Origin of the sequence: Kitasatospora saccharophila (assembly GCF_039529925.1) — a bacterium.
GTDB classification, from domain to species: domain Bacteria; phylum Actinomycetota; class Actinomycetes; order Streptomycetales; family Streptomycetaceae; genus Kitasatospora; species Kitasatospora saccharophila.
The window spans coordinates 59,952-85,356 of sequence record NZ_BAAANS010000039.1; the positions used below are offsets into that span (position 1 = coordinate 59,952).

A 25,405-nucleotide genomic window follows, 5' to 3' on the forward strand; every position below is an offset into this window, starting at 1 on the left:
CACTAGGCTTCGACCAGACGCCCGCACCACCGCCGCGGGCCATCCCTACTGGAGTCACCACAGTGACCGACGTACACACCACGCACCCCGCACCAGGCGTGCTGGGCCGAGTCTTCGGCACCGGCCGGGAGGGGGACGGGCACGAGCAGGTCGTGCTCTGCCACGACCGCTCCTCCGGCCTCAAGGCGATCATCGCCATCCACTCCACCGCCCTCGGCCCGGCCCTGGGCGGCACCCGCTTCTTCCCGTACGGGACGGAGGAGGAGGCGCTGCAGGACGCGCTGAACCTCTCCCGCGGGATGAGCTACAAGAACGCCCTCGCCGGGCTCGACCTCGGCGGCGGCAAGGCCGTCATCATCGGCGACCCGAACCGGGACAAGAACGAGGCGATGCTGCGCGCCTACGGGCGCTTCGTGGAGTCGCTGCGCGGCCGCTACGTGACCGCCTGCGACGTCGGCACCTACGTCCGGGACATGGACGTGGTGGCCCGCGAGACCTCCTTCGTGACCGGCCGTTCGCCCGAGCACGGCGGCGCCGGCGACTCCTCCGTCCTGACCGCCTTCGGCGTCTTCCAGGGCATGCGCGCCTCCGCGCAGGCCCGCTGGGGCCAGCCCACCCTGCGCGGGAAGCGGGTCGGCGTGGCGGGCGTCGGCAAGGTCGGCCACCACCTGGTCGACCACCTGGTCGCGGACGGCGCCGAGGTGGTCGTCACGGACGTCTCCGAGGCGGCCGTGAACCGGGTCCGGGCCGCCCACCCGGAGGTCGCGGTGGTGGCCGACACCGCCGCCCTGCTGGCCTCCGCGCTGGACGTCTACGCCCCGTGCGCGCTCGGCGGCGCGCTCACCGACGACACCGTCGGGGCGCTCGGCGCGGCCGGCACCGCGGTGGTCTGCGGCGCGGCCAACAACCAGCTCGCCCACCCGGGCGTGGAGAAGGACCTCGCCGACCGCGGCGTCCTCTACGCGCCCGACTACCTGGTGAACTCCGGCGGCGTGATCCAGGTCGCCGACGAGATCGAGGGCTTCAACTTCGACCGGGCCAAGAACAAGGCTGCCGGGATCTTCGACACCACGCTGGAGATCTTCACCCGGGCCGCCTCCGACGGCGTCCCCCCGGCGGTGGCCGCCGACCGGCTCGCCGAGAAGCGGATGCGCGAGATCGGCGCGCTCCGCTCGGTGCTGCTCCCGGCGGCCCGCCGGAGCTGACCGCGACCGCCCGCGGCGCGCGGGGCCGGCACCGCCCGGCCCCGCGCATCACGATGTGGAACCGGATTCTCAGTCCGTCCCCCGATCGGGCGATACCGCGCCCCCTTCGGGGGATAATCTCCGTAGGAACGACGGGTCCGGCCACGTGCCGGACAGCCTGCGAAAGCCCCGTAATTCCCCTCTGACCTGGGCGGACCTGGTTCGGGGGGGCTCGGGTGCGCGCCACGTCACACCGGCGACGTACCGTCCGGCGGCGGAAACAGGTACCGTTAATGCTCCAAGGGACGGTTTCCCACTTCGGGCAGGCCGGACCTGATCATCAACACGTGTCAGACTCGGGGCCGTGAGCCCCACCGTTGAGGGGGTCGACCCATGGGGCGCGGCCGGGCCAAGGCCAAGCAGACGAAGGTCGCCCGCGAGCTGAAGTACAACAGCGGCGGGTTCGACGCTAACCGTCTGTCTCACGAGCTGGGTGTATCTCCGTCCACCGCGATCGAGCCTGAGCCGATCGAGGACGACGACGAAGAGGACGACCCTTACGCGGCGTACGCGGACAGGTACAACGACGACGACGATGACGACGAGGACACCCCTCCGGCTCGTCGCCGCGCCTGACGTTCTCCGGCCGGTCCGAGCGCTCCCCGTGAGCGCCGGGCCGGTTTTCGGCGTCCCCGACCGTCGGTCGTCGCCCCCGGTGAACGAGTGGGCCCCGCCGCAGCGCGACGGGGCCCCTCGCCGTGCCTCGGATCAGAACGCCTCGTAGGCGTTGTACAGCGCGGCGCCGCCGTCGTGCTCGTCGGTGCGCTCGACCACGTCGCCCAGCAGCCAGGCCTCCACGTCGCGGTCCTCCAGGACGGCGAGGACGGTGTCGACCGACTCCGGCGGGACGACGGCGACCATGCCGACGCCCATGTTCAGGGTCTTCTCGATCTCCAGGGTCTGCATCGCGCCGACCCTGGCGACGGTGCGGAACACCGGCAGCGGCGACCAGGTGCCGCGGTCCAGTCGGGCGTGCAGGCCGTCCGGGATGACCCGGGCCAGGTTGGCGGCCAGGCCGCCGCCGGTGACGTGCGAGAAGGCGTGGACCTCGGTGGCCCGGGCCAGCGCCAGGCAGTCCAGCGAGTAGATCCGGGTGGGCTCCAGCAGCTCCTCGCCGAGGGTGCGGCCGAACTCCTCGACCCGGCGGTCCAGCGACCAGCCGGCCTGGTTCAGCAGCACGTGCCGGACCAGCGAGTAGCCGTTGGAGTGCAGGCCGGAGGCGGCCATCGCGATCACCACGTCGCCCGCCCGGACCCGGTCCGGGCCGAGCAGCGCGTCCGCCTCGACCACGCCGGTGCCGGCGCCCGCGACGTCGTAGTCGTCCGGGCCGAGCAGGCCCGGGTGCTCGGCGGTCTCGCCGCCGACCAGCGCGCAGCCGGCCAGCGTGCAGCCCTCGGCGATGCCCTTGACGATCGCGGCGACCCGCTCCGGGACGACCTTGCCGACGCAGATGTAGTCGGTCATGAACAGCGGCTCGGCGCCGCACACCACCAGGTCGTCGACGACCATGGCGACCAGGTCGTGGCCGATGGTGTCGTGCTTGTCCATGGCCTGGGCGATGGCGACCTTGGTGCCCACGCCGTCGGTGGCGGTGGCCAGCAGCGGGCGCTCGTAGCGCTTGAAGGCGGAGGCGTCGAACAGTCCGGCGAAGCCGCCGAGCCCGCCGACCACCTCGGGCCGGTTGCTCTTCTTCACCCACTGCTTCATCAGCTCGACGGCACGGTCGCCGGCCTCGATGTCGACACCCGCGGCGGCGTAGGTCGCCCCGGTCTCGTTGCTGGTCACTTGATGTGGCCCTTTCGAAGTGGTGGTACCGCCGCCCCCGGCACCCGGGCCGGGGGCGGTGCGCACGGTTACGGGCGTCGCAGCGCGTCCGCCGCGCCGGCGCCGCCCAGCAGCGACTGCACGCCGTCGAGGTCGCTGGTCTGCTTGCCGCCGCGGACCGGCTGCTTGGCCTGGCCGCCGGCGATCTCGGCCTCCAGCAGGAGCTTGCCGAGCAGTGCCGGGTCGGGCAGCTCCATCGGGTACTCGCCGTCGAAGCAGGCCCGGCAGAGCTGGTCCTTGGGCTGCTTGGTGGCCTCGATCATCCCGTCGATCGAGATGTAGGCCAGCGAGTCGGCGCCCAGCGAGCGGCCGATCTCGTCGACCGAGAGGCCGTTAGCGATCAGCTCGGCGCGGGTGGCGAAGTCGATGCCGAAGAAGCACGGCCACTTCACCGGCGGCGAGGAGATCCGGATGTGGACCTCGGCGGCGCCGGCCTCGCGCAGCATCCGGACCAGCGCGCGCTGGGTGTTGCCGCGGACGATCGAGTCGTCCACGACCACCAGGCGCTTGCCCCGGATGACCTCCTTGAGCGGGTTCAGCTTGAGCCGGATGCCGAGCTGGCGGATGGTCTGGTTCGGCTGGATGAAGGTGCGGCCCACGTAGGCGTTCTTCACCAGGCCGGAGCCGAACGGGATGCCGCTGGCCTCGGCGTAGCCGATCGCGGCGGGGGTGCCGGACTCGGGCGTCGCTATCACCAGGTCGGCCTCGACCGGGGCCTCGGCGGCCAGCTTGCGGCCCATCTCCACCCGGGAGAGGTGCACGTTGCGGCCGGCGATGGTGGTGTCCGGGCGGGCCAGGTAGACGTACTCGAAGACGCAGCCCTTGGGCTTGGCCTCGGCGAAGCGCGAGGTGCGCATGCCGTTCTCGTCGATGGCGATCAGCTCGCCGGGCTCCACCTCGCGGATGAAGCTGGCACCGACGATGTCGAGGGCGGAGGTCTCGGAGGCCACCACCCAGCCGCGCTCGATCCGGCCGAGCACCAGCGGGCGGATGCCCTGCGGGTCGCGGGCGGCGTAGAGCGTGTGCTCGTCCATGAAGACCAGCGAGAAGGCGCCCTTGACGTCCGGCAGGACCTTGCGGGCCGTCTCCTCGATGGTGAGGTCCGGGTGGCCCGCCAGCAGGGCGGTGAGCAGGTCGGTGTCGTTGGTCGCCGCCGTCCGGCCGGAGCGGGAGACGTGCTCCTCGCCCGGCAGTTCGGCGACCTTCGCCGCCAGTTCGGCGGTGTTGACCAGGTTTCCGTTGTGGCCGAGGGCCAGCGAACCGTGGACGGTCGCGCGGAAGGTCGGCTGGGCGTTCTCCCAGACCGAGGACCCGGTGGTCGAGTAGCGGGCATGTCCGACGGCGATATGCCCGTGCAGCGACCCCAGCGAGGTCTCGTCGAAGACCTGGGAGACGAGTCCCATGTCCTTGAAGACGAGAATCTGGGAGCCGTTGCTCACTGCGATGCCCGCGGATTCCTGTCCGCGGTGCTGCAGGGCATAGAGGCCGAAGTACGTGAGCTTCGCGACCTCTTCGCCGGGAGCCCAGACACCGAAGACGCCGCAAGCGTCCTGGGGGCCCTTCTCGCCGGGGAGGAGGTCGTGGTTGAGTCGTCCGTCACCACGTGGCACGTCTCCGAGTCTAGGGCAGCCCGGGCGAACGGCCTGATGGCAGCCTCCTGGTACGCGCGTAGATACCGCCGCTTACCAGTTTTCCGCCCGACGGGTGGCCGCCTTCACGCCCTTGTCATCAGGCTTTCGCACGGCGGACGGACGGCGAAACGTGAGCCTGCTCACGCTGGGTGACCGGAAGGGCCCGGCGGGGCTCAGGCGGCGGGCAGCAGCAGCCGCCAGGAGTGCGGGCGGACCGTCCAGGTGCGGTGGCGGACCGGGCCGACCGGGCAGCCGTCCGCCTCGTAGCCGAAGTCCCGCCCGGCGACGGTGAGCCGGCCGGCCCGGTGCCGCTGCGGGCTGCCGTCGAGGTCCAGGGCGAGCTCCATCCCGCCGTCGACCACCGCCACCCGCAGGTGGCGGACCCGCTGGTGGACGTCGGCCAGCAGGTGGCCGTCGACCTCGATCCGCAGTTCCTCCGGGTCGGAGGGGCTCGCCTGCTCGGCCGCAGCCAGTTTCGCCCATAGCGAACGCCAACCACCCGTCCGGCCCTGTCGCGGCCCGGTGAAGCGCACCTCGGCCAGCACCACGCCGCCGCCGTCGTCCAGCAGCAGGTCCAGTCGGCGGGCGGCGCCGGCCAGCACCGTGCGGGCGGCCGCGACCGGCTCCGCGGGCACCCCGAGCAGCCGGGCGGTGGCGGTGCTGACCGGGCCGCCGACCGGCACCAGGCCCACCGGGTCGCTGTCCAACTCCCGCTGCCGGTGCAGGGCCTGGAGCACCCGCTGGAGCGCCTGGTCGGAGCCGACCACCACGGCCCGCCGCCGCCCCCGGTGCGCGAGCACCCGGTCGAGCTCGGACGGGCTCTGCGGCAGCGCGACCTTCACGTCGGCACCGCCGCACAGCACGTCCTTGGCGATCCGCACCGACTCCCCGTCGGCCTCCCGGGCCGACGGGTCGAGCAGTACCAGCAGCGGCCCGGGGCCCCCGGTGTCGTCCGGGGGGCGGGATACGGGCGTGGACAGCGACGACACGACCGGTCCTTCCTCAGGTAATCTCTCGGTGCAAGAGCCCCTTGCGCCATTGCGCCAGGGGCTTCGTCCATCTCGGGCCAGACTGCGGTCTACGCAGGATGCCCCAACCGGAAGGGGTGTACGCCTGTGCCGGCACTCGTGCTCGTTGGTGCCCAGTGGGGAGACGAGGGCAAGGGGAAGGCGACCGACCTCCTCGGCGGCTCCGTCGACTACGTCGTCCGCTACCAGGGCGGCAACAACGCCGGTCACACGGTGGTCATCGGCGACCAGAAGTACGCCCTGCACCTGCTGCCCTCCGGCATCCTCAGCCCGAACGTCGTGCCGGTGATCGGCAACGGCGTCGTGATCGACCCGGGCGTGCTGCTCTCCGAGCTCAAGGGCCTGGACGAGCGCGGCATCGACACCTCGAAGCTGCTGATCTCCGGCAACGCGCACCTGATCACCCCGTACCACCGGACGCTGGACAAGGTCACCGAGCGCTTCCTCGGCAAGCGCCGGATCGGCACCACCGGCCGCGGCATCGGCCCGGCCTACGCCGACAAGATCAACCGCGTCGGCATCCGGGTCCAGGACCTGTTCGACGAGTCGATCCTGCGCCAGAAGATCGAAGCCGCGCTGCACGACAAGAACCAGCTGCTGGTCAAGCTCTACAACCGGCGCGCGATCCCGGCCGAGCTGGTGCTGGAGGAGTACCTGGGCTACGCCGACAAGATCAAGCCGTACCTGGCCGACACCACCCTCGTCCTGGACGAGGCGCTGAAGGCGAACAAGGTCGTCCTGCTGGAGGGCGGCCAGGGCACCCTGCTGGACGTCGACCACGGCACGTACCCGTTCGTCACCTCGTCGAACCCGACCTCCGGCGGCGCCTGCACCGGCTCCGGCATCGGCCCGACCAAGATCGACCGGGTCATCGGCATCCTGAAGGCGTACACCACCCGCGTCGGCTCGGGCCCGTTCCCGACCGAGCTGCTGGACGCCGACGGCGACGCGCTGCGCCGGATCGGCGGCGAGCGCGGCGTCACCACCGGCCGCGACCGGCGCTGCGGCTGGTTCGACGCGGTGATCGCCCGCTACGCGACCCGGGTCAACGGCCTGACCGACTTCTTCCTCACCAAGCTGGACGTGCTGACCGGCTGGGAGCAGATCCCGGTCTGCGTGGCGTACGAGATCGACGGCAAGCGGGTCGAGGAACTCCCGTACAACCAGTCGGACTTCCACCACGCCAAGCCGATCTACGAGAACCTCCCCGGCTGGAGCGAGGACATCTCGAAGGCGCAGACCTTCGGCGACCTGCCGAAGAACGCCCAGGCGTACGTGAAGGCGCTGGAGGAGATGTCGGGCGCCCCGATCTCGGCGATCGGCGTCGGCCCCGGCCGGACCGAGACCATCCAGATCAACTCCTTCCTGTAGGACGCGGCGCACGAGGCCCGGCGCTCCCGCTCGCACGCGGGGGTGCCGGGCCTCTCGCACGCCCCCGCAACATTGCACTAAGGCAGAAAGCACTTGCTACTGGTGCAATCGCGGCCTACGGTGGGGCGCATGACCGCGAAGCTGCCCGCACCCGTCGTCCTCACCGGTCGGCACGTCCGGCTGGAGCCGCTGACCCGCGCCCACGTGCCCGACCTGTTCGCGGCCGGCGGCGGGGACGAAGAGGTGTGGCGGTGGATCCCGGTGCCCGTGCCGCGCACCGAGGCCGAGATGGCGGCCGTGATCGACGCCCGGCTGGCCGACCGGGCCTGCACGCCGTTCGCGGTGGTCGCCCCGGCGGACGGGCGGGCGGTCGGGGTGAGCTGCTACTTCGACGCCAGCGCCGCGGAGGAGCAGCTGGAGATCGGCGGCACCTGGTACGGCCGCGCGGTGTGGCGGACGGCGGTCAACACCGAGGCGAAGCTGCTGCTGCTCCGTCACGCCTTCGAGGACCTCGGCATGGGCCGGGTCTGCTGGAAGACCGACCACCTCAACGAGCGCTCGCAGCAAGCGATCCGGCGGCTCGGCGCCTCCTACGAGGGCACCTTCCGGCGGGCCAAGCGGCGGCCGGACGGCAGCTGGCGGGACAGCGTGTACTTCTCGATGCTGGCCGACGAGTGGCCCGCCGCCCGGGCCCGGCTGTCCGAGCGGCTGGCGGCGGGCTGAACCCCCGCGCGGAGCGGGTCAGTAGGGTCAGTAGATGGCGGCGGAGACGATCGCCGCCACGGCCAGGTTGGTGGAGGCGGTCACCCAGACCGCCGGGTGCGGCTCCTCGTCCACCAGCAGCTCGCCCAGCCTGCCCGGGGTGACCAGGTCCAGCACCCAGAACGAGACGGCCATCAGCAGCAGGCCGAACAGGCCGAACACGGCGGCCGCGGCCAGGCCCTTGCCGAACTCCTGGTAGGTCGAGATCACCGCGGTGAACACGATCGCGCCGATCGCCAGCAGCGCCGAGCTGAGCACCACGGCGGCGTTGCGGTTGCGCTCGATCCAGATCTGCCGGCGCAGCTCGCCCGGCGTCAGGGCGTCGACCAGCAGCACGCCGAGCAGCAGCAGCACCAGGCCGACCGCGCCGTACGCCGCCGCGTACCCCAACTGGTGAAGGATGTCGTTCATCCGCCCCGCCCCTCCTGCCCGTCCGCTCGTCGGCCCCGTGCCGAGGACCGGCACAACATAGCGCACGGGGCCGGCGCGGACGGGGGCCGTGCCTCAGTCGTTGTTCCAGTCGCCGTGCCGGTCGTCGTGCCGGTCGTCGGGCTAGTCGTTGTGCTCGACCAGGCGGTCCAGGCAGACCGCGATCGCGATCATCAGCGGGACGTCGACGCCGTCCTCGATCTCCACGCCGTAGGTGTCGCGGATCCGGAACCACTTGCGGGAGACCTCGGCCAGGCGGTGGCCGTCGCCCTTGACCGTGTACTCCTTGTCGATCAGGTCGCCGTGGACCTCGTACTCGCCGCCGTCCGCCAGCTCCACGTGGTACTTGTCGTGGAACGGGGTGAACAGCTTCTTGCGGACGGTCGCCACCACGTCCCCGTCCGCGTTCTCGATCTTCATCGCGTCGCGGACGGTCAGCACCTTCTCCCGGATGGTGGCGACCGTGTTGCCCTCGGTGTCCTGCAGCTCGAAGGTGTCCCGGACCCGCAGCACCTTGCCGTCCACCAGGAACGCCTTCTCGCCGTGCTCGTCCTCGACCCAGTAGTCGTCGCCGACCGCGAAGAGGCGCTCCTTGACCACGAACTTCCGACCCATGTCCCCGACTCCTCGTCTGGTGCTCGCCGGCCCGCCGTCGGGCGGCACCGGACATGGTGCCACCGGTGGCTAGGTCAGGTCCCACAACAGGCGGTAGTAGGCGAGGCGTTCGGGGTCCGGCTCGACGCCGTACGCCGCCAGCAGGGGGCGCTCCCAGCCCGGGCCGTAGTTCCACACCGTGCTCCAGGAGGCCACCGCCAGGTCCGCCCAGCGGTCGGCGGTGCCCAGCGCGCCCAGGTCGACGTGGCCGGAGAACCGGCCGTCCGCGCCGACCAGGGTGTTGGGGGCGCAGGCGTCCCCGTGGCAGACCACCTCGACGTCGACCGGCGGCGGGTCGGCCAGCACCGCCAGCGCCCGGTCCACCGTGCCGTGGTGGCGCACGTCCTCGTGCCAGTCGGCCGGGTCGCGGCGCAGCTCGACGGCCCGGGCGACCCGCCGCGCCGCGGACCACTCGTACGGGCAGCCGGCCACCGGCAGCGCCTCGTGGAAGGCCCGCAGGCCCTCGCCGACCGCCCGCACCGCCGTCGCCGGATCCCGCTTGAGCTCCTCGTCGACGGCCGAGCGCCCCGGCAGGCCGGCCGTCAGCAGCCAGCTGCCGCGCTCGTCGCCGCCCAGCCCCAGCACCTCCGGGACGGCGGTGAACCGCGCTGCCCAGCCCAGCCGTTCGGCCTCGACCGCGAAGTCGACCCCGCTGCCGGGCGGCGCCCACTTCACGAACCGCCGCCCCGGGCCGTCCCCGAGCCGGAACGTCAGGCCGTCCAGCACGTTGCGCCACACCGCGACGACCGGCTCGCCGGCGGCCAACTCGGCTACAGCGGCCGGAATTTCGGTGCCACCCTCGGGGACGTATGCGATCATTCCGCCATTGTCGGTCAGGGGCGGGCGGGCGGCACCCGGTTTTCCGATCTGCGCGGCGCACGGACTCACGGGGGAAGCGTGTTCGAGAACGTCCAGGGCATACCGGCCGAGAAGGCCGAACGGCTGGGACGGCTGGTCGAGGAGTGCCGACCGGTGCTGGCCGGCCCGGGCGCGTCCGGCCCGATCAGCCTCCACCAGGCGCTCGACCTCGCCCGGGCGGCCCGGTCGTGAGCGCCGCCGAGCCCGGCGAACTGCTCGGCACCGGCCGCACCGCCGACGTCTTCGCGCTGCCCGACGGCCGGGTGCTGCGCCGCTACCGCACCGGGGCCGACGCCCGCGGCGAGGCCGAACTGATGGCGCACCTCGCCGCGCACGGCTACCCGGTACCGGCCGCGTGGCCCGGCGAACGGCCCACCGACCTGCTGATGGAACGGCTCGACGGCCCCACCGTGGCGCGGGCGGTCACCACCGGGACGCTGGCCCCCGGCGACGCCGGGCGGCTGCTCGCCGACCTGCTGCGCCGCCTGCACGCCGTCCCGCCGCGCACCGCCGCCCGGCCCGGTGACCGGCTGCTCCACCTCGACCTGCACCCCGAGAACGTCCTGCTCACCGCGCGCGGACCGGTCGTCATCGACTGGGCCACCGCCACCGAGGGCGACCCCGGCCTGGACGTCGCGATGAGCGCCGTCATCCTCGCCCAGGCCCTGCTCGGCATGCCGCCCGCCTACGCCGAGGCCGCCCCCGCCATGCTCGTCCCCCTGCTGCACGGCCTGCCCCCGCTCACCGCCCACCACCTCGCCGCCGCCCGCGCCCGCCGCGCCGCCGACCCGGGACTCGACGCCGCGGACCACCAACGGCTGGACGCGGCCGTCGCCCTGGTCCGCGCCTGCGCGGACCGGACCTGAGCTCACGCCTTCGCGGGGACACCGATCAGTTCGGTCAGGAACGCCAGCCGGGCGGTGGCCGGACCGGTCCGGCGGGCCGAGGCCAGCGCGGTGCGGGCCTCCTCCGGGCGTCCCGCGCGGTGCAGGGCCAGGGCGAGGGTCGCGTACGCCATGCCGCGGCGCAGCGGGGGGCTGGCGACGGCGGCGGCCGAGCGGGCCTCGTCGATGGCCAGTCCGTTCCGGCCCAGGGCGAGTTCTTGCAGGGCGGCCAGGTCGGTGCCGGCGCGGAACTCGCGCGGCAGGCGGCGGGCCGCGGCGCACAGAGTGCGGAAGGCGGCACGGTCGGCGTCGGTGGCGGCACCGGTCTCGTCGAGGTAGGCCAGCGCCCGGGCGTGCGCCAGGACGGCGACGGGGTATCCGGAATCAGCGAACTCCGTTGCCAGGTCGGCGAGTTCGCGGTAGCGGCCCTCGGCGAGCAGCACGCTCAGGGCGGCCCTCCGGGTGTCGGGGCCGTCCGGGAGGGCGTCCAGCAGGCGGCGGGCCCCGGCGACGTCGCGCTGCAGCACCTCCGTCACCTCCCGCACCTCGGGGGCGACCGCGGAGGCCACGGGCGTGCTGCGGAGCAAGGTCATCAGCACCGCCGGCCCCACCGATCCCGCCAGGCAGGACACCCCGGCCGCCGAGCCGAAGTCCCCGCCCACCAGGGCGAGCAGTCCCGCGCCCAGGACGGCGATCACCAAGTGCACCAGCAGGCCCGGCAGCAGTCCGCCCCCGGACGGTACGGTACCGAGCCCGACCGGTCGCAGCACCGGCAGTGGGACGCGGCGCAGTTGCCAACCTCCGTGCAAGCGTCGTGAGGTGCGCCAGGGGGCGCCGACGCCGAACGACCAGCCGTCCGCTCGCAGCCCGAACCACCGCCCGGGCCCGGACAGGTAGGCCGCCCACAGCAGGCCCTCCGCGTACAGGCCCGCCGTCACCCCCACCATGGCCCACAGCAAGCCCGACCCGGCCCGCAGGTGCCAGCCGATCACCCCGAGCAGCACCGCCAGTGCGACCGCCCGGTGCACCTGCGCGGCCTGCTTCCACCGCCGCGTCAATTCCTCGCTCACGAAGGGGGATCGTGCCAGAACCGCCCCCGTCCCGAGAGCCGTTTCCGGAATCGCCTCGCCCCGGCCTCAGACCTTCGCGGGGGCGCCGAGCAGATCGGTCAGGAATGCCAGCCGGGCGCTCGCCGGTCCGGTCCGGCGGGCCGAGGCCAGCGCGGTGCGGGCCTCCTCGGGGTGGCCGGCGCGGTGCAGGGCCAGGGCGAGGGTCGCGTACGCCATGCCGCGGCGCAGCGGGGGGCTGGCGACGGCGGCGGCCGAGCGGGCCGCGACGACGGCCTGGTCGGCGCGGCCCAGGGCGAGTTCCCGCAGGGCGGCCAGGTCGGTGCCGGCGCGGAGCTCGCGCGGCAGGCCGCACGCCTCGGCGCACAGAGTGCGGAAGGCGGCGCGGTCGGCGTCGGTGGCGGCGCCGGTCTCGTCGAGGTAGGCCAGCGCCCGGGCGTGCACCAGGGCGGTGTGCTCGTCCCCGTCCGCAGTGAACTCCGCGGCCAGGTCGACGAGTTCGCGGTAGCGGCCCTCGGCGAGCAGCACGCTCAGGGCGGCCCTCCGGGTGTCGGGGCCGTCCGGGAGGGCGTCCAGCAGGCGGCGGGCCCCGGCGACGTCGCGCTGGAGCGTCGCCAGCACCTCCGGCAGACCCGCGGGCAGGCTCCCGGCGGTGGGGACCGAGCTGACCGCGGCCGTCAGCAGCACCGGCCGCACCGCCCCGAGCAGGCACAGCACCGCGGCGGCCCGGCCGAAGCCGCCGCCCGCCAGGGCCAGCAGTTGCGAGAGCAGCGCGGCCGCCGCGAGGAACGGCAGCAGGACGAGCAGCAGCCGTCCCGGCCGCAGCGGCGCCCCGGTCCGGGTGCCGAGGGCGGCGGGGGCCGGCACCGGCAGCGGGATCCGCCGCAGGTAGCGCGGCCCGCCCCGCCCCAGCGTGGTGCGCACCACGGCCCCGACGCCGAACGACCAGCCGCCCGCCCACAGCCCGAGCCACCGCCCCGGCCCGACCAGGTGGGCCGCCCACAGCCACCGCAGGGCGTACGTCCCGATGATCGCCCCGGCGGCGGGCGGCAGCACCGTCAGGCCACCGCTCAAGTACGGCAGGCACACTGCCACGCAGCCCACCGCCAGGACCACCCGGTACACCTTGTCCACCGGCGCCCAGCGCCGGAGCAGTCCGTTCCTCACGGCGGGCGATCGTGCCAGAGCCCCGGCGGCGGGCCCGCACCGGGTGGGCGGTGCTCGCACCCGGAACCGGACCCGGAACCGAACCGTCCTGCAAGAGTGGCGGGTTGGGCATGGAGGGCCCTTAGCCCGTACGTGACACCGCGAACAGCCGGGAGCCGACGATGAGATTCCTGCGAGTGCCCGACCGCCACCGGCGCCGGACGGGCGTGCTGCTCGCCGTCGCCTCCCCGCTCGCCCTGGTCGGCCTGGACCTGCTGAGCACCGGCGCCGACACCTGGGACGCCTGCACCGCGGCGGGCCTCGCCGTGCTGGCCGCCTCCCTGCTCGGGCTGGCCGCGCTGCGGGCGGGCTGGGCGCGGACCACGGCGGCCGGACTGTGCGGGTTCGCGTTGCTGCTGCTGCCGGGCTGGCTGCTCACCGACCAGCTGCGGCACCACCGGGGCGTGGTCGTCGAGGTCACGGTGACGGGGGCGCACCGCACCGACGGCCTGCTCTCCGGCCCGGAGTGGGCCTGTGACCTCCGGCGCACCGACGGACGGCCGCTGGCGCACCCGGTCGCCCGCAACTGCGGCCCGTCCGACATCGGCGACACGGTGGGCCTGCTGGTGGACCCGGGCGGCTGGCTGCCCCCCACCTCCACCGAGCGCAGCAACTGGGACGACCCCGACCCCTCCCCCACCCCGGACCTCGTCCTGATCGCCCTCGCCCTCACCGCCTGGGCCTGGACCGCCCTGGACACCACCGCCCCCCGCCCCGTCCGCCTACCGCTGCCGCCCCTCGACCCGGCCCGCTGAAGGACTCCCCCGAGCGGCCGCGGACGTCGCGCCCCTCGCACCGCGGCAGCGCGGGGCCGTGCAGGTCCTCCGGCGGCCCGATGAGGTCAACCAGGGTCATGACTCCTCGTGCACGCGTCCGCGCCCCCGAACTGGTGGGACAGATCGTGATCGCGGACTTCCCGGCCTGCTGAGCACGGAGCCCGCGCTTGGCCTACTACGGGCGGGCCACCTTGATGCGGGCGTGGCCGGACGCCTCCACGAGGTGCCCGATGTCCCCGAGGTCGTCGGTGAGGATGGGCGCGTCGAGGTGCTCGACGGCCGCCAGGACGACGCTCGCGTCCACCACGTCGTGGCTGCCCGCGCGGTGGCAGAGTTCGGCCGCCGCCTTGGCCCGTGCCTCTGTCAGCGCGAGCACCTCGCAGCCCCGCAGCACCCGGCGCAGGACCGCCGAGGACGGCCTGGCGTTCCACACCTGGGCCAGGACGCCCGCCGGCACCAACGGCCGGACCCGGGCCGAGAGGAGGGTTTCGTGCTGGGCCACGAAGGCCCGGTCGTTCTTCTCCGCGGCGATCAACGCCCCGGAGTCGTAGACGATCGCGTTCACGCGCTGTGCCGCTCCGATGCGGCGGCCCAGCCCATCAGCTCGTCGACCCGCTCCGAAGCGGCTCGACGTTCCTCGGCGGTGAAGGCCCCGTGCTCGTGCTGGTACTCGGCCATGGCCGCCAGGCCCTCCAGCCGCCGCTCCTCGTTGGCGAAGTAGTCCACCAGGGCGTGCGTCACCACGGTGGAGATCTGCTCCTGCCGCTGTGCGGCGAGGGCTCGCAGTCTCGCCCCGAGCTCCTCTTCGAGGCTGATGCTCAGCTTGGCCTTCTCGCTCATATTCCAACCGTAATACGCTCGGGGGTCGCCGTCCACCCGTTTCGTCCGGAATCCCGACCTGGACGGTGCGGTTGGATGGGGGCATGACTTATCGTGCACGCGTCCGCGCCCCCGAACTGGTGGGCAAGGGCGGATGGCTGAACACCGGGGGCAAGGACCTGTCCCTGGCCGACTTCCGCGGCAAGATCGTGATCGCGGACTTCTGGACCTTCTGCTGCATCAACTGCCTCCACGTCCTGGACGAACTCCGGGAGTTGGAGGAGCGGCACCGGGACACGGTGGTGATCGTCGGCGTGCACTCGCCGAAGTTCGTCCACGAGGCCGACCACCGGGCGGTGGTGGACGCGGTGGCCCGGTACGAGGTGCACCATCCGGTGCTGGACGATCCGGAGCTGGTGACGTGGAAGCAGTACGCGGTGCGGGCCTGGCCGACGCTGGTGGTGATCGACCCGGAGGGGTACGTGGTCGCCCAGCACGCGGGCGAGGGGCACGCGCACGCGATCGCGAAGCTGGTGGAGGAGCTGGAGGCGGAGCACGCGGCGAAGGGGACGCTGCGGCGCGGTGACGGGCCGTACGTGGCGCCGGAGCCGCAGGCGGGTGACCTGCGGTTCCCGGGGAAGGCGGTGCGGCTGCCGGACGGGCACTACCTGGTCGCGGACTCGGGGCACCACTCGCTGGTGGAGCTGGACGGGGACGGCGAGCGGGTGGTGCGCCGGATCGGCGACGGGGTGCGCGGGCTGGTGGACGGCGCCGAGCCGCGGTTCAGCGAGCCGCAGGGCCTGGCGCTGGTGCCGGAGGGCCTCGACCTGGGCTACGACGTGGTGGTGGCCGACACCGTGAACCACGCGCTGCGCGGGGTGCGGCTGGCGGACGGCAGCGTGACCACGCTGGCGGGCACCGGGAAGCAGTGGTGGCAGGGTTCGCCGACCTCGGGCCCGGCCCGCGGGGTGGACCTGTCCTCGCCGTGGGACGTCGCGTTCTTCGACGGCGAGGTGTGGATCGCGATGGCGGGCGTGCACCAGCTGTGGGCCTTCGACCCGGCCGCCGGGACGGTGCGGGTCGCGGCGGGCACCACCAACGAGGGCCTGGTGGACGGCCCGGCCGGCGAGGCGTGGTTCGCCCAGCCGTCCGGCCTGGCGGTGTCGGCGGACGGCGGGCGGCTGTGGGTGGCCGACTCGGAGACCTCCGCGCTGCGCCGGGTTTCACGTGGAACCCACGAGGTGCGCACCGCCGTCGGCACCGGCCTGTTCGACTTCGGGCACCGGGACGGCGCGGCCGGGCAGGCGCTGCTGCAGCACCCGCTGGGCGTGACCGTGCTGCCGGACGGCTCGGTGGCGGTCAGCGACACCTACAACCACGCGCTGCGCCGCTACGACCCGGCGTCCGACGAGGTCAGCACGCTGGCCACCGACCTGCGCGAACCGTCCGGCGCGGTGGTGGTGGACGGCGACATCGTGGTGGTGGAGTCGGCCCGGCACCGGCTGACCAGGCTGCGGCTGCCCGAGGAGGCCGTCCGGGTGGAGGCCGTCGCGCACCGCACGCGGCGGGCCGCGACCGAGGTCGCCCCGGGCGCGCTGCGGCTGGACGTGGTGTTCGCCGCGCCGACCGGCCAGAAGCTGGACGAGCGCTACGGTCCGTCGACCCGGCTGCTGGTCAGTGCGACACCGCCGGAGCTGCTGGTGTCGGGCGCGGGCGCGGACAGCGCGCTGAGCCGCGAGCTGGTGCTCTCCGCCGAGGTGGCCGAGGGCGTGCTGCACGTCTCGGCGATGGCGGCGTCCTGCGACGACGACCCGGAGATCGAGTACCCGGCCTGCCACGTGCACCAGCAGGACTGGGGCGTGCCGGTGCGGCTGGTGGCGGGCGGCGCGAGCCGGCTGCCGCTGGTGCTGGCCGGGATGGAGTGAGCGGGCGCGGGGTGCGGGCGGCGGGCCCGCACCCCGCGGGGCCTCAGCCCTCCAGGAACGCCTTGATCGCGCTCGCCAGGTAGTGCGGGTCCTCGGCGCCGCACAGCTCGCGGGCGGAGTGCATGGACAGCGCGGCGATGCCGCAGTCCACCGTGGTGATGCCGAGCCGGGCCGCGGTGATCGGGCCGATCGTGGTGCCGCAGGGCATCGCGTTGTTGGAGACGAAGGACTGCCACGGCACGCCGGCCTTCTCGCAGGCGGCGGCGAACACCGCCCGGCCGACCCCGTCGGTGGCGTACCGGTTGTTGACGTTGACCTTGAGGATCGGGCCGCCGTTGGGCATCGGGTGGTGGCCGGGCTCGTGCCGCTCGCTGTAGTTGGGGTGGACGGCGTGGCCCATGTCGGAGGAGAGGCAGACGGTGCCGGCCAGCGCGCGGGCGCGGTCCTCCAGGGTGCCGCCGCGGGCGTGGCAGGAGCGCTCCAGCACGTTGCCGAGCAGCGGGCTCTGCGCGCCGGTGTCGGACTCGCTGCCGGTCTCCTCGTGGTCGAAGGCGGCCAGCACCGGGATGTACGGCAGGTCGCCGCCGGCCTCGGCGACCGCGGCCAGCGCGGCGGTGGCGGCGTGCACGGACAGCTGGTTGTCGAGCCGGGGCCCGGCCAGCAGTTCGCGGTCGCGGCCCAGGTAGGCGGGCGGCTGCACGTCGTGCGCCATCAGGTCCCAGCCCGCGATGTCGGCGGCGGCCAGCCCGGCCTTGTCCGCGACGTACTCCAGCAGGGCGCCCTCGGTGGTGCCGCCGATGCCCCAGATCGGCGTCAGGTGGCGCTGGCGGTCGAGCTTGAGGCCGTCGTTGACGCCGCGGTCGAGGTGGATGGCCAGCTGCGGGACCCGCAGCAGCGGCTCGTCGAGGTGCACCAGCCGGGTACTGCCGTCGCGCAGCGCGAGCCGGCCGGAGAGCCCGAGGTCCCGGTCGAGCCAGGTGTTCAGCGGGACGCCGCCGTAGATCTCCACGGCGACCTGCCGCCAGCCCGCCGAGCTGGTGTCGGGGACGGGCTTGACCCGCAGGTTCGGCGAGTCGGTGTGGGTGCCGACCACCCGGTACGGGGTCGCGGCCGTCGCGTTCTGCGGCACGTACCAGGCCATCAGCGCGCCGCCGCGCACCAGGTAGCGGCCGCCGCCGTCGCCGTCCCAGGCCGCCGTCTCGCTGACCCGGCGGAAGCCGACCCGCTCCAGCCGCTCGGCCGCGCTCTCCACCGCGTGGTACGGGGAGGGGGAGGCGGCGAGGAAGGCGATCAGGTCGTCCGTGTGCTTCCGGTCGAAGTGGGCCGTTCGGGCGGCGGTCGACATTTTGCTCCTGGGTAGAAGGCGGGGCGGACCTGGTGGGGTTTGCGGGTCCGCACCACGAGCATATGCCCGTACACGGACAGGACCTCGGGAAGTCCGCAACGGTGACACAACAGTGAACGCAGCGCGACATGGGCCCGGTGCCGTCCGGGGAGCGGCGCGGCGGACCGCCCGGAAAGACGCCGCGGGGCCCGGTGCAGTACCGGGCCCCGCGGGGTGAGGGTGGGTCAGGCGGTCCTGTGGCGGGCGCGCCGGATCAGAACGCCTCCTCGGCCAGCTCCATCAGCTCGTTGTCGACGTTCTCGGCGATCTGGCGCTGCGCGGCGGTGGTCGGCAGCACGTTGCGGGCGAAGTGCTTCGCGGCGGCCACCTTGCCCCGGTAGAACGGGACGTCCTTCTCCGAGGCGCCGGCCTCCAGCTTGGCGAGCGCGACGGCGGCCTGGCGCAGCAGCAGCCAGCCGACCACCACGTCGCCGGAGACCATCAGCAGGCGGGTGGTGTTCTGGCCCACCTTGTACATGTTCTGGGCGTCCTGCTCGACCGCGGTCAGGTCGGCGATCAGGGTGCCGACGATGGCCTCCAGGTCGCCGGCGGCCTTGGCCAGCAGGTCGCGCTCGGGGGCCAGTTCGGCGCCGCCCTCGCCGGTGGCGAGGAACTTGGTGATCTGCTCGTTGACGGCGGTCAGCGCCTGGCCGCCGTCCTTGACGATCTTCCGGAAGAAGAAGTCCTGGCCCTGGATCGCGGTGGTGCCCTCGTACAGGGTGTCGATCTTGGCGTCCCGGATGTACTGCTCGATCGGGTACTCCTGCAGGTAGCCGGAGCCGCCGAAGGTCTGCAGCGACTGGGCGAGCTGCTCGTAGGACTTCTCCGAGCCGTAGCCCTTCACGATCGGCAGCAGCAGGTCGTTCAGCCGCTCGGCGGCGGCGTCGTGCTCGCCGCGCAGGCGGGCGGCCAGCATGTCGTCCTGCACCGAGGCGGTGTAGAGGACCAGGGCGCGCATGCCCTCGGCGTACGCCTTCTGGGTCAGCAGCGAGCGGCGCACGTCCGGGTGGTGGGTGATGGTGACGCGCGGCGCGGTCTTGTCCATGAACTGCGCGAGGTCGGCGCCCTGCACGCGCTCCTTGGCGTACTCCAGCGCGTTCAGGTAGCCGGTGGACAGGGTGGCGATGGCCTTCGTGCCGACCATCATCCGGGCGAACTCGATGATCTTGAACATCTGGCGGATGCCGTCGACGGTCTCGCCGAGCAGCCAGCCCTTGGCCGGGTGCTTGGCGCCGAAGGTCATCTCGCAGGTGTTGGACGCCTTGAGGCCCATCTTGTGCTCGACGTTGGTGGCGTAGACGCCGTTGCGCTCGCCGATCTCGCCGGTCTCCCAGTCGAAGTCGTACTTCGGCACGATGTACAGGCCCAGGCCCTTGGTGCCCGGCTTGCCGCCCTCGGGGCGGGCCAGCACCAGGTGGACGATGTTCTCGGACATGTCGTGCTCGCCCGAGGTGATGAAGCGCTTGACGCCCTCGATGTGCCAGGAGCCGTCCTCCTGCTTGACCGCCTTGGTGCGGCCGGCGCCCACGTCGGAGCCCGCGTCGGGCTCGGTCAGCACCATGGTGGCGCCCCAGAGCCGCTCGACCATCCGCTGGGCGACCTTCTGCTGCTCCTCGGTGCCCTCGTCGTAGACGACGCCGGCGAAGGCCGGGCCGGAGGAGTACATCCAGATCGCCGGGTTGGAGCCGAGCACCTGCTCCGCGTACGCCCAGACCAGGGAGTTCGGGGTGACCTGGCCGCCGATGCCCTCCGGGATGCCCAGGCGCCACCACTCGGCGTCCATGAAGGTCTGGTAGCTCTTCTTGAAGGTCGCCGGGATCGGAGCGGTGTTGGTCTCCGGGTCGAACACCGGCGGGTTGCGGTCGGCGTCGACGAACGAGGCGGCGAGGTCGTTCTCGGCCAGCCGGGAGATCTCGCTGAGGATGTTCTTCGCGGTGTCGACGTCCATCTCGGCGAACGGACCGGTGCCGTACACCTGGTCGCGGCCGAACACCTCGAAGAGGTTGAACTCCACGTCCCGCAGGTTGGACTTGTAGTGACCCATGACCGTTTCTCCGGTTCGTCTGCTTCCACGGGCGGCCGCTGCCGGCGCACCGCTTACCCACCAGTACGCCCCATGATGCTACCCGTTGGTAACTTGTTCAAGCCCCCTGACGTGACCGGGGTATGAACGTGGTCACGTCCCACAATGGCGCCCCGCCCGGGATTGTGCGGATCACCCGCCCCCAAGCGGGGCCCGGCCCGATAGCCTTGTCCCCGTGTACGGCTACGAGCAGAGCGCCTACCAGGACCCCTACCAGCAGCAGATGCAGCAGGGGATGTCCGGCATGCCCGGCCCCGGGTACGGCGACCCGCAGGCCGCCCAGCAGTCCCTCTACCCCGAGCCCTCCCCGCCCTCGCTCGCGGACGCGGTGCGCGCCTTCACCACCGGCGCGATGCCCGTGGAGGACTTCCAGGCCATCTTCATCACCTCCAAGGTGTACTGCCCGCGCGGCGACCGCCCCGGCTTCCTGGCCCTGCACAACACCCCGACCCCGGTGATCCCGATGTTCAGCTCGCTCAAGGAGCTGAAGCGGTACGCGGGCAAGGAGTCCAAGCACTTCTCGGTGACCGGCGCCGAGATCCTCGACCTGCTGCCCACCGGCTACGGCTTCGCCCTGGACATGGAGGGCGAGCACCGGATGGTCTTCGACGCCCGCGCGGTCGAGCAGATGGTGGACTTCACCATGCGCCGCATGTACGGCTGACCCCTCCCCCCTCCCCTCCCCTCCCCTCCCCTCCCCCGCAGGCCTTCCCTCTCCCCGACGGGAATGCGCCCCGATAGTTCAACGTTCAACCTTGCGAGTGGTTGAGAATTGAACTACTGTGGTGGACGTAGGCCACAGACCCCGAAGGAGGCCGACATGCCCGCCGTGACCGTCGAGAACCCGCTGATCCTGCCGCGCGTCGCAGCTCCCGCCGAGGGCGCCACCGCCCGCCCGGTGCTGGCCGTCGCCACCGCCCCGGAGGGCTACGAGGGCGAGGGCTTCCCGGTCCGCCGCGCCTTCGCCAAGATCAACCAGAAGTTCCTCGACCCGTTCATCATGATGGACCAGATGGGCGAGGTGGACTACGCGGCCGGCGAGCCCAAGGGCACCCCCTGGCACCCGCACCGCGGCTTCGAGACCGTCACCTACATCATCGACGGCACCTTCATCCACCGTGACTCGCACGGCGGCGGCGGCACCATCACCGACGGCGACACCCAGTGGATGACGGCGGGCTCGGGCCTGCTGCACATCGAGACCCCGCCCGAGTCGCTGGTCATGTCCGGCGGCATCTTCCACGGCCTCCAGCTCTGGGTGAACCTGCCCGCCGCGGACAAGATGATCGCCCCCAAGTACCAGGACATCCGCGGCGGCAGCGTCAAGCTCCTCGCCTCGACCGACGGCGGCGGCCTCCTCCGGGTCATCGCCGGCGAGCTCGACGGCCACCAGGGCCCCGGCGCCACCCACACCCCCATCACGATGATCCACGTCTCCGTGAACCCCGGCGCGCAGGTCACCCTGCCCTGGCGCCAGGACTTCAACGCCCTCGCCTACGGCCTGGCCGGCAGCGGCTCGGCGGGCGAGGAACGGCGCCCGTTCCACATGGGCCAGGCCGTGGTCTTCGGCGACGGCAACAGCCTCACCATCCGCGCCGACGAGAAGCAGGACTCGCGCTCCGCCAACTTCGAGGTAGTCCTGCTCGGCGGCCTCCCGATCCGCGAGCCCGTCGCCCACTACGGCCCGTTCGTGATGAACAGCCACCGCGAACTCCAGCAGGCCATGGAGGACTTCCAGGCCGGCCGCCTCGGCACCGTCCCGGCCGACGCCAACTGACCCGCTGACAAAGGCCGGAAGCCCGCACCCCACCCCGGCGCCGGTGCGGGCTCCGGCCGTTCCGGCTAGCCGCCGCAGCGAGCCGCGCCGTCCGGCCACACGACCGTCACGGGCAGCCCGGCCTCGCGCGCACCGGCCACGGTATCCGCCGCGACGACGGTCATGCCCGTTCCCCTTCGGTCGGTTCTCGTCCGCTGCGAGCGGTTCTACCGGACGACCGGGGTGCGGCCGGAGCGCCAGTCGGTGATCCGTTTGCGGATGCTGGGCACCATCGGCAGGTCGTCGGTCTGCTGCGGGGTGAACCAGGCGACCTCGAACGACTCGTCGGAGAACCGGAGTTCACCGCTCACCGGCCGTCCGAGCAGACAGATGCTGAACTCCTGGCGGACCTCGCCGTCGTCGTACGCGAAGACGTGGCCCGGGTTGGTGTAGGTGCCGACGATCCCGGTGATCTCGACGTCGAGCCCGGTCTCCTCCCGGGTCTCCCGGATCCCGCAGTCGGCGAGCGACTCGCCCAACTCCATCGTGCCGCCGGGCAGCGCCCACATGCCGTTGTCGGTGCGGCGTTGCAGCAGGACGCGGCCGGCGCCGTCCACGACCACCACCGAGGCGGCCGGGACGAGGCTGTTGGGCTTCGGGGCGTCCGGGTCGTCCTCGTAGTCACGCCTGGCCATGCGGCGGCTCCCCGGTGAGGTCCGTCCGGCCGCTCGGCGCGATGACGGTCATGCCTGCTCCCCTTCGGTCAGCTGGTCGGTGGTTCACGGATGCTACTGCGGACGTTCCGCGCACGGCCGGTTGTGCCAGCCGCATCCGGAGCTTCCGGGGCGGGTGTCCGCGGGTACTGTCCTTCGTGGAGGCCGGAGGTTTGTTGAACAGGAGGGGCGGCGGTGCTGGAGGAGCGGGAGTCGATCGGGAGGCGCGTCCGGCGGCAGCGGCTCCGGTTGGGGATGCCGCAGGCGGACTTGGCTGCGGCGCTCGGGCGGACGCAGGGGTGGGTCTCGAAGGTCGAGCGGGGGCACATCGAGCTGGACCGGGCCAGCCTTGTCAACGAGGTCGCCGCCGCGCTGCACTGCCATCCGAACGACCTGATCGAGCGTCCTTTCGTCGCGGGCAAGGCGTCCGAGAACCAGTGGCAGATCGCCGCCGCGTCGATCCTGCGCGAGCTGCGCCGGTACGACCTGGCACCGGTCTTCGACGGCCGCCCCCGGTCCTCCCGGCAGTTGTGGCAGGAGACCGAACGGCTGCACCGCCTGCGCGACGCCGCCGCGAACGTCTCGATCCTGCGGGTGCTGCCCGATCTGCTGCGCGAGACCAGGGCGTTGGCGGAGAGTGCCGACGGACACGAACGCGAGGAAGCGTTCGGCGTCTACGCGGTGTGCTGCAAGTTCGCCCACACTGCGGCTCACGCGCTGGGGCACCCGGAGTTGATCGCGATGGCGTGCGAGCGTGCCGCCTGGGCGGCGGAGCGGTCGGGGGACGTGGTCCTGCCGGCGGTGGCCCATTGGATGCGGGTCTGGGACATGTGGGCGACGGCCGACTGGTCCGACTCACTGGCCTTGTCGGACAAGGCACTTCGGTCGATCGAGGACGAGTACGCCGCCGGGGAACCGCTCGCTGTCCGGGCCTGGGGAACACTGCAGCTGCGTGCGGCCGTCTCGGCGGCGCGGGCCGGTCGGCCCGACGAGACCGAAGGGCGCATCCAGCTCGCCCGGACCGCAGCCGAACGGATGGACGCGGGCCGGGCCCCGGTGTTCGACCGGCACTCGCTGACCTTCTCCGCCGGGAACGTCCAACTCCACTCCATCTCGGTGCAGTTGGAGATGGGCGACCACGCCAAGGCCCTGGCGCTCCACGAACGGGCCGACCAGGCGCAGGTCGCCGCCCTGCCCGGCTCCCGGCGCGGCCACCACCACATGGACCTGGCGCGCGCCTGGCTCTGGGACGGCAACCGGGACCGCGCCCTCACCGAGTTGGAGAAGGCGGAGCGGATCGCGCCCCAACTCGTCCGGAACCACCCCATCGCCCGCGCCACCCTGCGCAAGATCGTCTACGCGGAACGGGCCGGGACCCGGGAGAAGCTCCGCCGCATGTCCGACCGCTTCCACCTGGACGGATAGCGGTATTCCGCCGATTCATATTCGACCGTAACCGTCCGCCTACTCTCTGTCGCATGAGCGGACGACACACCACCCGCCGAGACGCGAACGGACCGGCCCCGCCCTGGATTCCACGCCTCGGTGACCTCGCGTACGACACCGCCGCCCGAGCCGTCGGCGTGATCGTGGACGTACCCGGCGAGGGCACCTACGCCTACCACCTGAGCCCACCCGCCGGAGGGGAGGAGTGGACGGCCGCCCGGGACGCCGCCACCCTGAGCCCCTCCGACACGACCGCCGCGCGCCCATCCGAACGTCCCGAGCAGCAAGGAGCGCCAAATGCCGCACGCTGATGCACCGTTGGGGGACGGAAGTGTGCTCCGGCGGTTCCTGCGGGACGGGTTCGCCGACAGCGAGGGGGCCGCCGAGTTGTTGGAGCGGGCGTTTCGGATGGCGCGGTTGGAGCCGCCGCCGGGGTTGTCGCCGGTGTACCGGCCGGATGTGGGGCCGGAGTTGGCCGGGGTTGCGTTGGGGCATGCCGGGTTGGCCTGGGTGCAGCGGTTGGCGGAGGCGTTGCTTGAACTCGCTTTCCTTAGGGGTGAGTTGCAGACAGTGGTGGCGGAGTTCCCGGAGCTGGACTTCGGTGGCCTGTCGGGTGGGTATCTGGAGGTGCTCGGGTTGATCGCTCCGGACGGGGCACTGCCCGCGCTGGGGGTGGCCTCGTGACGGGTGGGGCGGCGGGGGTGTTGCGGCAACGGGCGTGGGCGGTTGCCGAGCGGCTGGCGCAGGCCACCGGGCAGGAGGCGAAGGTGGCGGAGATCGCGGACGGGTACCGGATCTCCGTGCACCTGTACGGCGACGGGGGCGATCACCGTGAAGTGCTGGCGGCGCTGGCCATGGGCGATCGTTACGGGCACCGTGGTTCCCACCGGCCGCAGCACGACGAACGGGACAGGGGCACGGTGTGGTGCGAGGTGCACCTGGACCCGCCGCCACGGCCGGGCGCACCCCGCTGACCGGCCGGGGGGATTCGGCGAGTGCGACGTGAACTTCGGTTTCCAGGAGGGTGGTTGGGGGCCGGAGGCTATCCGGTGAACGTGGCGGGTAGGCCCAGTGGCAGGGCTTCCCTGGCCGCGCGCAGGGCGTTGCGGACGCGGGTGGCGCCTGCCGGGGTGGCGGCCGCGCCGCCGCCGACCGCCGGGGTGGGGCGGGGTGCGAGGCCCGCGCAGGGCGCGCAGATGCCGGGGCGGGGGACGGGGTCGTGGCAGGTGGCGCACTCGGCGTGGCGGGCCGGGGCGGGGTGGGTGGGTTCGGGGGGCATCTTGCGTTGCAGGCGGTCGCGGAGCAGGGCGGCCGGGGAGTGCAGCGGGGCGGGCAGGCCGGGCAGCAGGGCGGTGGCGAGGTCGGCGGCGCTCGCCCCGCGCTCCTGCCACTGGACGACCAGCGGCGCGAGCCCCTCGGCCTCGGCCCGGCCCAGCCGCAGACGGGGCTCGGGCCGCACCACCCGCAGCAGCACGGCCGCCGCCTCGCGCAAGCGCCCGTTCACCACCCCCGGCACCCCGACGGGCTCGGCCGGTTCGGTGGGGA

Annotated in this window: 27 protein-coding genes and 1 pseudogene; 14 read left to right on the forward strand and 14 right to left on the reverse strand. The window is 73.0% G+C overall.

Features of this window, described 5'->3' with window-relative positions:
* The first annotated feature begins 62 nt into the window (after positions 1-62).
* Both ABD345_RS26060 and ABD345_RS26065 read left to right on the forward strand, forming a co-directional pair.
* Positions 63-1,205, forward strand: a complete 1,143-nt coding sequence (locus ABD345_RS26060) for a Glu/Leu/Phe/Val dehydrogenase dimerization domain-containing protein (RefSeq protein ID WP_344555155.1) — start codon at positions 63-65, stop codon at positions 1,203-1,205.
* Between the two features lie 372 nt (positions 1,206-1,577).
* Entirely contained in the window at positions 1,578-1,820 is a 243-nt protein-coding gene (locus ABD345_RS26065; RefSeq protein WP_344555157.1) for a DUF3073 domain-containing protein, read from the forward strand.
* 132 nt (positions 1,821-1,952) lie between these two features.
* Here the strand turns inward: ABD345_RS26065 and purM are convergent, their stop codons facing one another.
* The 3 genes from purM to ABD345_RS26080 all read right to left on the reverse strand — a co-directional run bounded on the left by purM (position 1,953) and on the right by ABD345_RS26080 (position 5,688).
* Complete coding sequence (purM, locus tag ABD345_RS26070) at positions 1,953-3,029, reverse strand: phosphoribosylformylglycinamidine cyclo-ligase (protein WP_344555159.1); 1,077 nt, start codon at positions 3,027-3,029, stop codon at positions 1,953-1,955.
* A gap of 68 nt (positions 3,030-3,097) precedes the next feature.
* Positions 3,098-4,678 (reverse strand): amidophosphoribosyltransferase, encoded by a 1,581-nt coding sequence (gene purF, locus ABD345_RS26075; RefSeq protein ID WP_344555161.1) that lies wholly within the window; start codon positions 4,676-4,678, stop codon positions 3,098-3,100.
* 194 nt (positions 4,679-4,872) lie between these two features.
* Positions 4,873-5,688 carry a diacylglycerol kinase gene (locus tag ABD345_RS26080; protein WP_344555163.1) on the reverse strand — a complete coding sequence of 272 codons (816 nt, stop codon included), beginning with the start codon at positions 5,686-5,688 and terminating at the stop codon, positions 4,873-4,875.
* A 126-nt stretch (positions 5,689-5,814) separates the two neighbouring features.
* Between ABD345_RS26080 and ABD345_RS26085 the strand changes: the two genes are divergently transcribed.
* Together ABD345_RS26085 and ABD345_RS26090 are read left to right on the forward strand one after the other, a co-directional pair.
* Positions 5,815-7,098, forward strand: a complete 1,284-nt coding sequence (locus tag ABD345_RS26085) for an adenylosuccinate synthase (RefSeq protein ID WP_344555165.1) — start codon at positions 5,815-5,817, stop codon at positions 7,096-7,098.
* A 129-nt stretch (positions 7,099-7,227) separates the two neighbouring features.
* Positions 7,228-7,821: a GNAT family N-acetyltransferase gene (locus tag ABD345_RS26090; RefSeq protein ID WP_344555169.1), complete on the forward strand. Its 594-nt coding sequence runs from the start codon at positions 7,228-7,230 to the stop codon at positions 7,819-7,821.
* A gap of 27 nt (positions 7,822-7,848) precedes the next feature.
* Here ABD345_RS26090 and ABD345_RS26095 read toward each other — a convergent pair whose 3' ends face one another.
* The 3 genes from ABD345_RS26095 to ABD345_RS26105 form a co-directional block, all read right to left on the reverse strand.
* Positions 7,849-8,271 (reverse strand): DUF350 domain-containing protein, encoded by a 423-nt coding sequence (locus ABD345_RS26095; protein WP_344555171.1) that lies wholly within the window; start codon positions 8,269-8,271, stop codon positions 7,849-7,851.
* Positions 8,272-8,412: 141 nt separating this feature from the next.
* Positions 8,413-8,904 carry an LURP-one-related/scramblase family protein gene (locus tag ABD345_RS26100; protein WP_344555173.1) on the reverse strand — a complete coding sequence of 164 codons (492 nt, stop codon included), beginning with the start codon at positions 8,902-8,904 and terminating at the stop codon, positions 8,413-8,415.
* Positions 8,905-8,973: 69 nt separating this feature from the next.
* Positions 8,974-9,762 carry an aminoglycoside 3'-phosphotransferase gene (locus ABD345_RS26105; RefSeq protein ID WP_344555175.1) on the reverse strand — a complete coding sequence of 263 codons (789 nt, stop codon included), beginning with the start codon at positions 9,760-9,762 and terminating at the stop codon, positions 8,974-8,976.
* A 78-nt stretch (positions 9,763-9,840) separates the two neighbouring features.
* Between ABD345_RS26105 and ABD345_RS26110 the strand changes: the two genes are divergently transcribed.
* Together ABD345_RS26110 and ABD345_RS26115 are read left to right on the forward strand one after the other, a co-directional pair.
* A complete protein-coding gene (locus ABD345_RS26110) occupies positions 9,841-9,993 on the forward strand; it encodes a hypothetical protein (RefSeq protein WP_344555177.1) in 153 nt (50 codons plus the stop codon).
* Positions 9,990-10,667 (forward strand): phosphotransferase, encoded by a 678-nt coding sequence (locus ABD345_RS26115; protein WP_344555179.1) that lies wholly within the window; start codon positions 9,990-9,992, stop codon positions 10,665-10,667. Before ABD345_RS26110 ends, ABD345_RS26115 begins: the two co-directional genes overlap by 4 nt.
* A 2-nt stretch (positions 10,668-10,669) precedes the next feature.
* On the opposite strand, the gene ABD345_RS26120 is transcribed toward ABD345_RS26115, so the two are convergent.
* Positions 10,670-11,755: a hypothetical protein gene (locus ABD345_RS26120; RefSeq protein ID WP_344555181.1), complete on the reverse strand. Its 1,086-nt coding sequence runs from the start codon at positions 11,753-11,755 to the stop codon at positions 10,670-10,672.
* Between the two features lie 66 nt (positions 11,756-11,821).
* Positions 11,822-12,919 carry a hypothetical protein gene (locus ABD345_RS26125; protein WP_344555183.1) on the reverse strand — a complete coding sequence of 366 codons (1,098 nt, stop codon included), beginning with the start codon at positions 12,917-12,919 and terminating at the stop codon, positions 11,822-11,824.
* 161 nt (positions 12,920-13,080) lie between these two features.
* Between ABD345_RS26125 and ABD345_RS26130 the strand changes: the two genes are divergently transcribed.
* Positions 13,081-13,713 carry a hypothetical protein gene (locus tag ABD345_RS26130; RefSeq protein ID WP_344555185.1) on the forward strand — a complete coding sequence of 211 codons (633 nt, stop codon included), beginning with the start codon at positions 13,081-13,083 and terminating at the stop codon, positions 13,711-13,713.
* A 196-nt stretch (positions 13,714-13,909) separates the two neighbouring features.
* Here the strand turns inward: ABD345_RS26130 and ABD345_RS26135 are convergent, their stop codons facing one another.
* Positions 13,910-14,299 carry a twitching motility protein PilT gene (locus tag ABD345_RS26135; RefSeq protein WP_344555187.1) on the reverse strand — a complete coding sequence of 130 codons (390 nt, stop codon included), beginning with the start codon at positions 14,297-14,299 and terminating at the stop codon, positions 13,910-13,912.
* Positions 14,296-14,574: a hypothetical protein gene (locus ABD345_RS26140; RefSeq protein WP_344555189.1), complete on the reverse strand. Its 279-nt coding sequence runs from the start codon at positions 14,572-14,574 to the stop codon at positions 14,296-14,298. Before ABD345_RS26140 ends, ABD345_RS26135 begins: the two co-directional genes overlap by 4 nt.
* A gap of 83 nt (positions 14,575-14,657) precedes the next feature.
* Here ABD345_RS26140 and ABD345_RS26145 point away from each other — a divergent pair, with 83 nt between their 5' ends.
* A complete protein-coding gene (locus ABD345_RS26145; protein WP_344555191.1) occupies positions 14,658-16,478 on the forward strand; it encodes an NHL domain-containing thioredoxin family protein in 1,821 nt (606 codons plus the stop codon).
* Positions 16,479-16,521: 43 nt separating this feature from the next.
* Here the strand turns inward: ABD345_RS26145 and ABD345_RS26150 are convergent, their stop codons facing one another.
* Together ABD345_RS26150 and ABD345_RS26155 are read right to left on the reverse strand one after the other, a co-directional pair.
* The gene (locus ABD345_RS26150; protein WP_344555193.1) at positions 16,522-17,823 is read right to left on the reverse strand and encodes a M18 family aminopeptidase; all 1,302 of its coding nucleotides are present in this window, start codon (positions 17,821-17,823) and stop codon (positions 16,522-16,524) included.
* A 253-nt stretch (positions 17,824-18,076) separates the two neighbouring features.
* On the reverse strand, positions 18,077-19,906 hold the full coding sequence (locus tag ABD345_RS26155) for an acyl-CoA dehydrogenase (protein WP_344555195.1): 1,830 nt from the start codon (positions 19,904-19,906) through the stop codon (positions 18,077-18,079).
* 214 nt (positions 19,907-20,120) lie between these two features.
* Between ABD345_RS26155 and ABD345_RS26160 the strand changes: the two genes are divergently transcribed.
* On the forward strand, positions 20,121-20,609 hold the full coding sequence (locus tag ABD345_RS26160) for an SseB family protein (protein ID WP_033251964.1): 489 nt from the start codon (positions 20,121-20,123) through the stop codon (positions 20,607-20,609).
* A gap of 156 nt (positions 20,610-20,765) precedes the next feature.
* Complete coding sequence (locus tag ABD345_RS26165) at positions 20,766-21,722, forward strand: pirin family protein (RefSeq protein ID WP_344555197.1); 957 nt, start codon at positions 20,766-20,768, stop codon at positions 21,720-21,722.
* A 206-nt stretch (positions 21,723-21,928) separates the two neighbouring features.
* On the opposite strand, the gene ABD345_RS26170 is transcribed toward ABD345_RS26165, so the two are convergent.
* Positions 21,929-22,396 (reverse strand): NUDIX domain-containing protein, encoded by a 468-nt coding sequence (locus ABD345_RS26170; RefSeq protein WP_344555199.1) that lies wholly within the window; start codon positions 22,394-22,396, stop codon positions 21,929-21,931.
* A 213-nt stretch (positions 22,397-22,609) separates the two neighbouring features.
* Here ABD345_RS26170 and ABD345_RS26175 point away from each other — a divergent pair, with 213 nt between their 5' ends.
* The 4 genes from ABD345_RS26175 to ABD345_RS26190 all read left to right on the forward strand — a co-directional run bounded on the left by ABD345_RS26175 (position 22,610) and on the right by ABD345_RS26190 (position 24,834).
* Positions 22,610-23,839, forward strand: a complete 1,230-nt coding sequence (locus ABD345_RS26175; RefSeq protein ID WP_344555201.1) for a helix-turn-helix domain-containing protein — start codon at positions 22,610-22,612, stop codon at positions 23,837-23,839.
* 53 nt (positions 23,840-23,892) lie between these two features.
* The gene (locus ABD345_RS26180) at positions 23,893-24,171 is read left to right on the forward strand and encodes a hypothetical protein (RefSeq protein ID WP_344555202.1); all 279 of its coding nucleotides are present in this window, start codon (positions 23,893-23,895) and stop codon (positions 24,169-24,171) included.
* Positions 24,158-24,544, forward strand: a complete 387-nt coding sequence (locus ABD345_RS26185; protein ID WP_344555203.1) for a hypothetical protein — start codon at positions 24,158-24,160, stop codon at positions 24,542-24,544. Before ABD345_RS26180 ends, ABD345_RS26185 begins: the two co-directional genes overlap by 14 nt.
* Positions 24,545-24,627: 83 nt before the next feature.
* A complete protein-coding gene (locus tag ABD345_RS26190; RefSeq protein WP_344555205.1) occupies positions 24,628-24,834 on the forward strand; it encodes a hypothetical protein in 207 nt (68 codons plus the stop codon).
* 68 nt (positions 24,835-24,902) lie between these two features.
* Here ABD345_RS26190 and ABD345_RS26195 read toward each other — a convergent pair.
* A pseudogene (locus ABD345_RS26195) lies at positions 24,903-25,405 on the reverse strand (hypothetical protein); the annotation flags it as partial.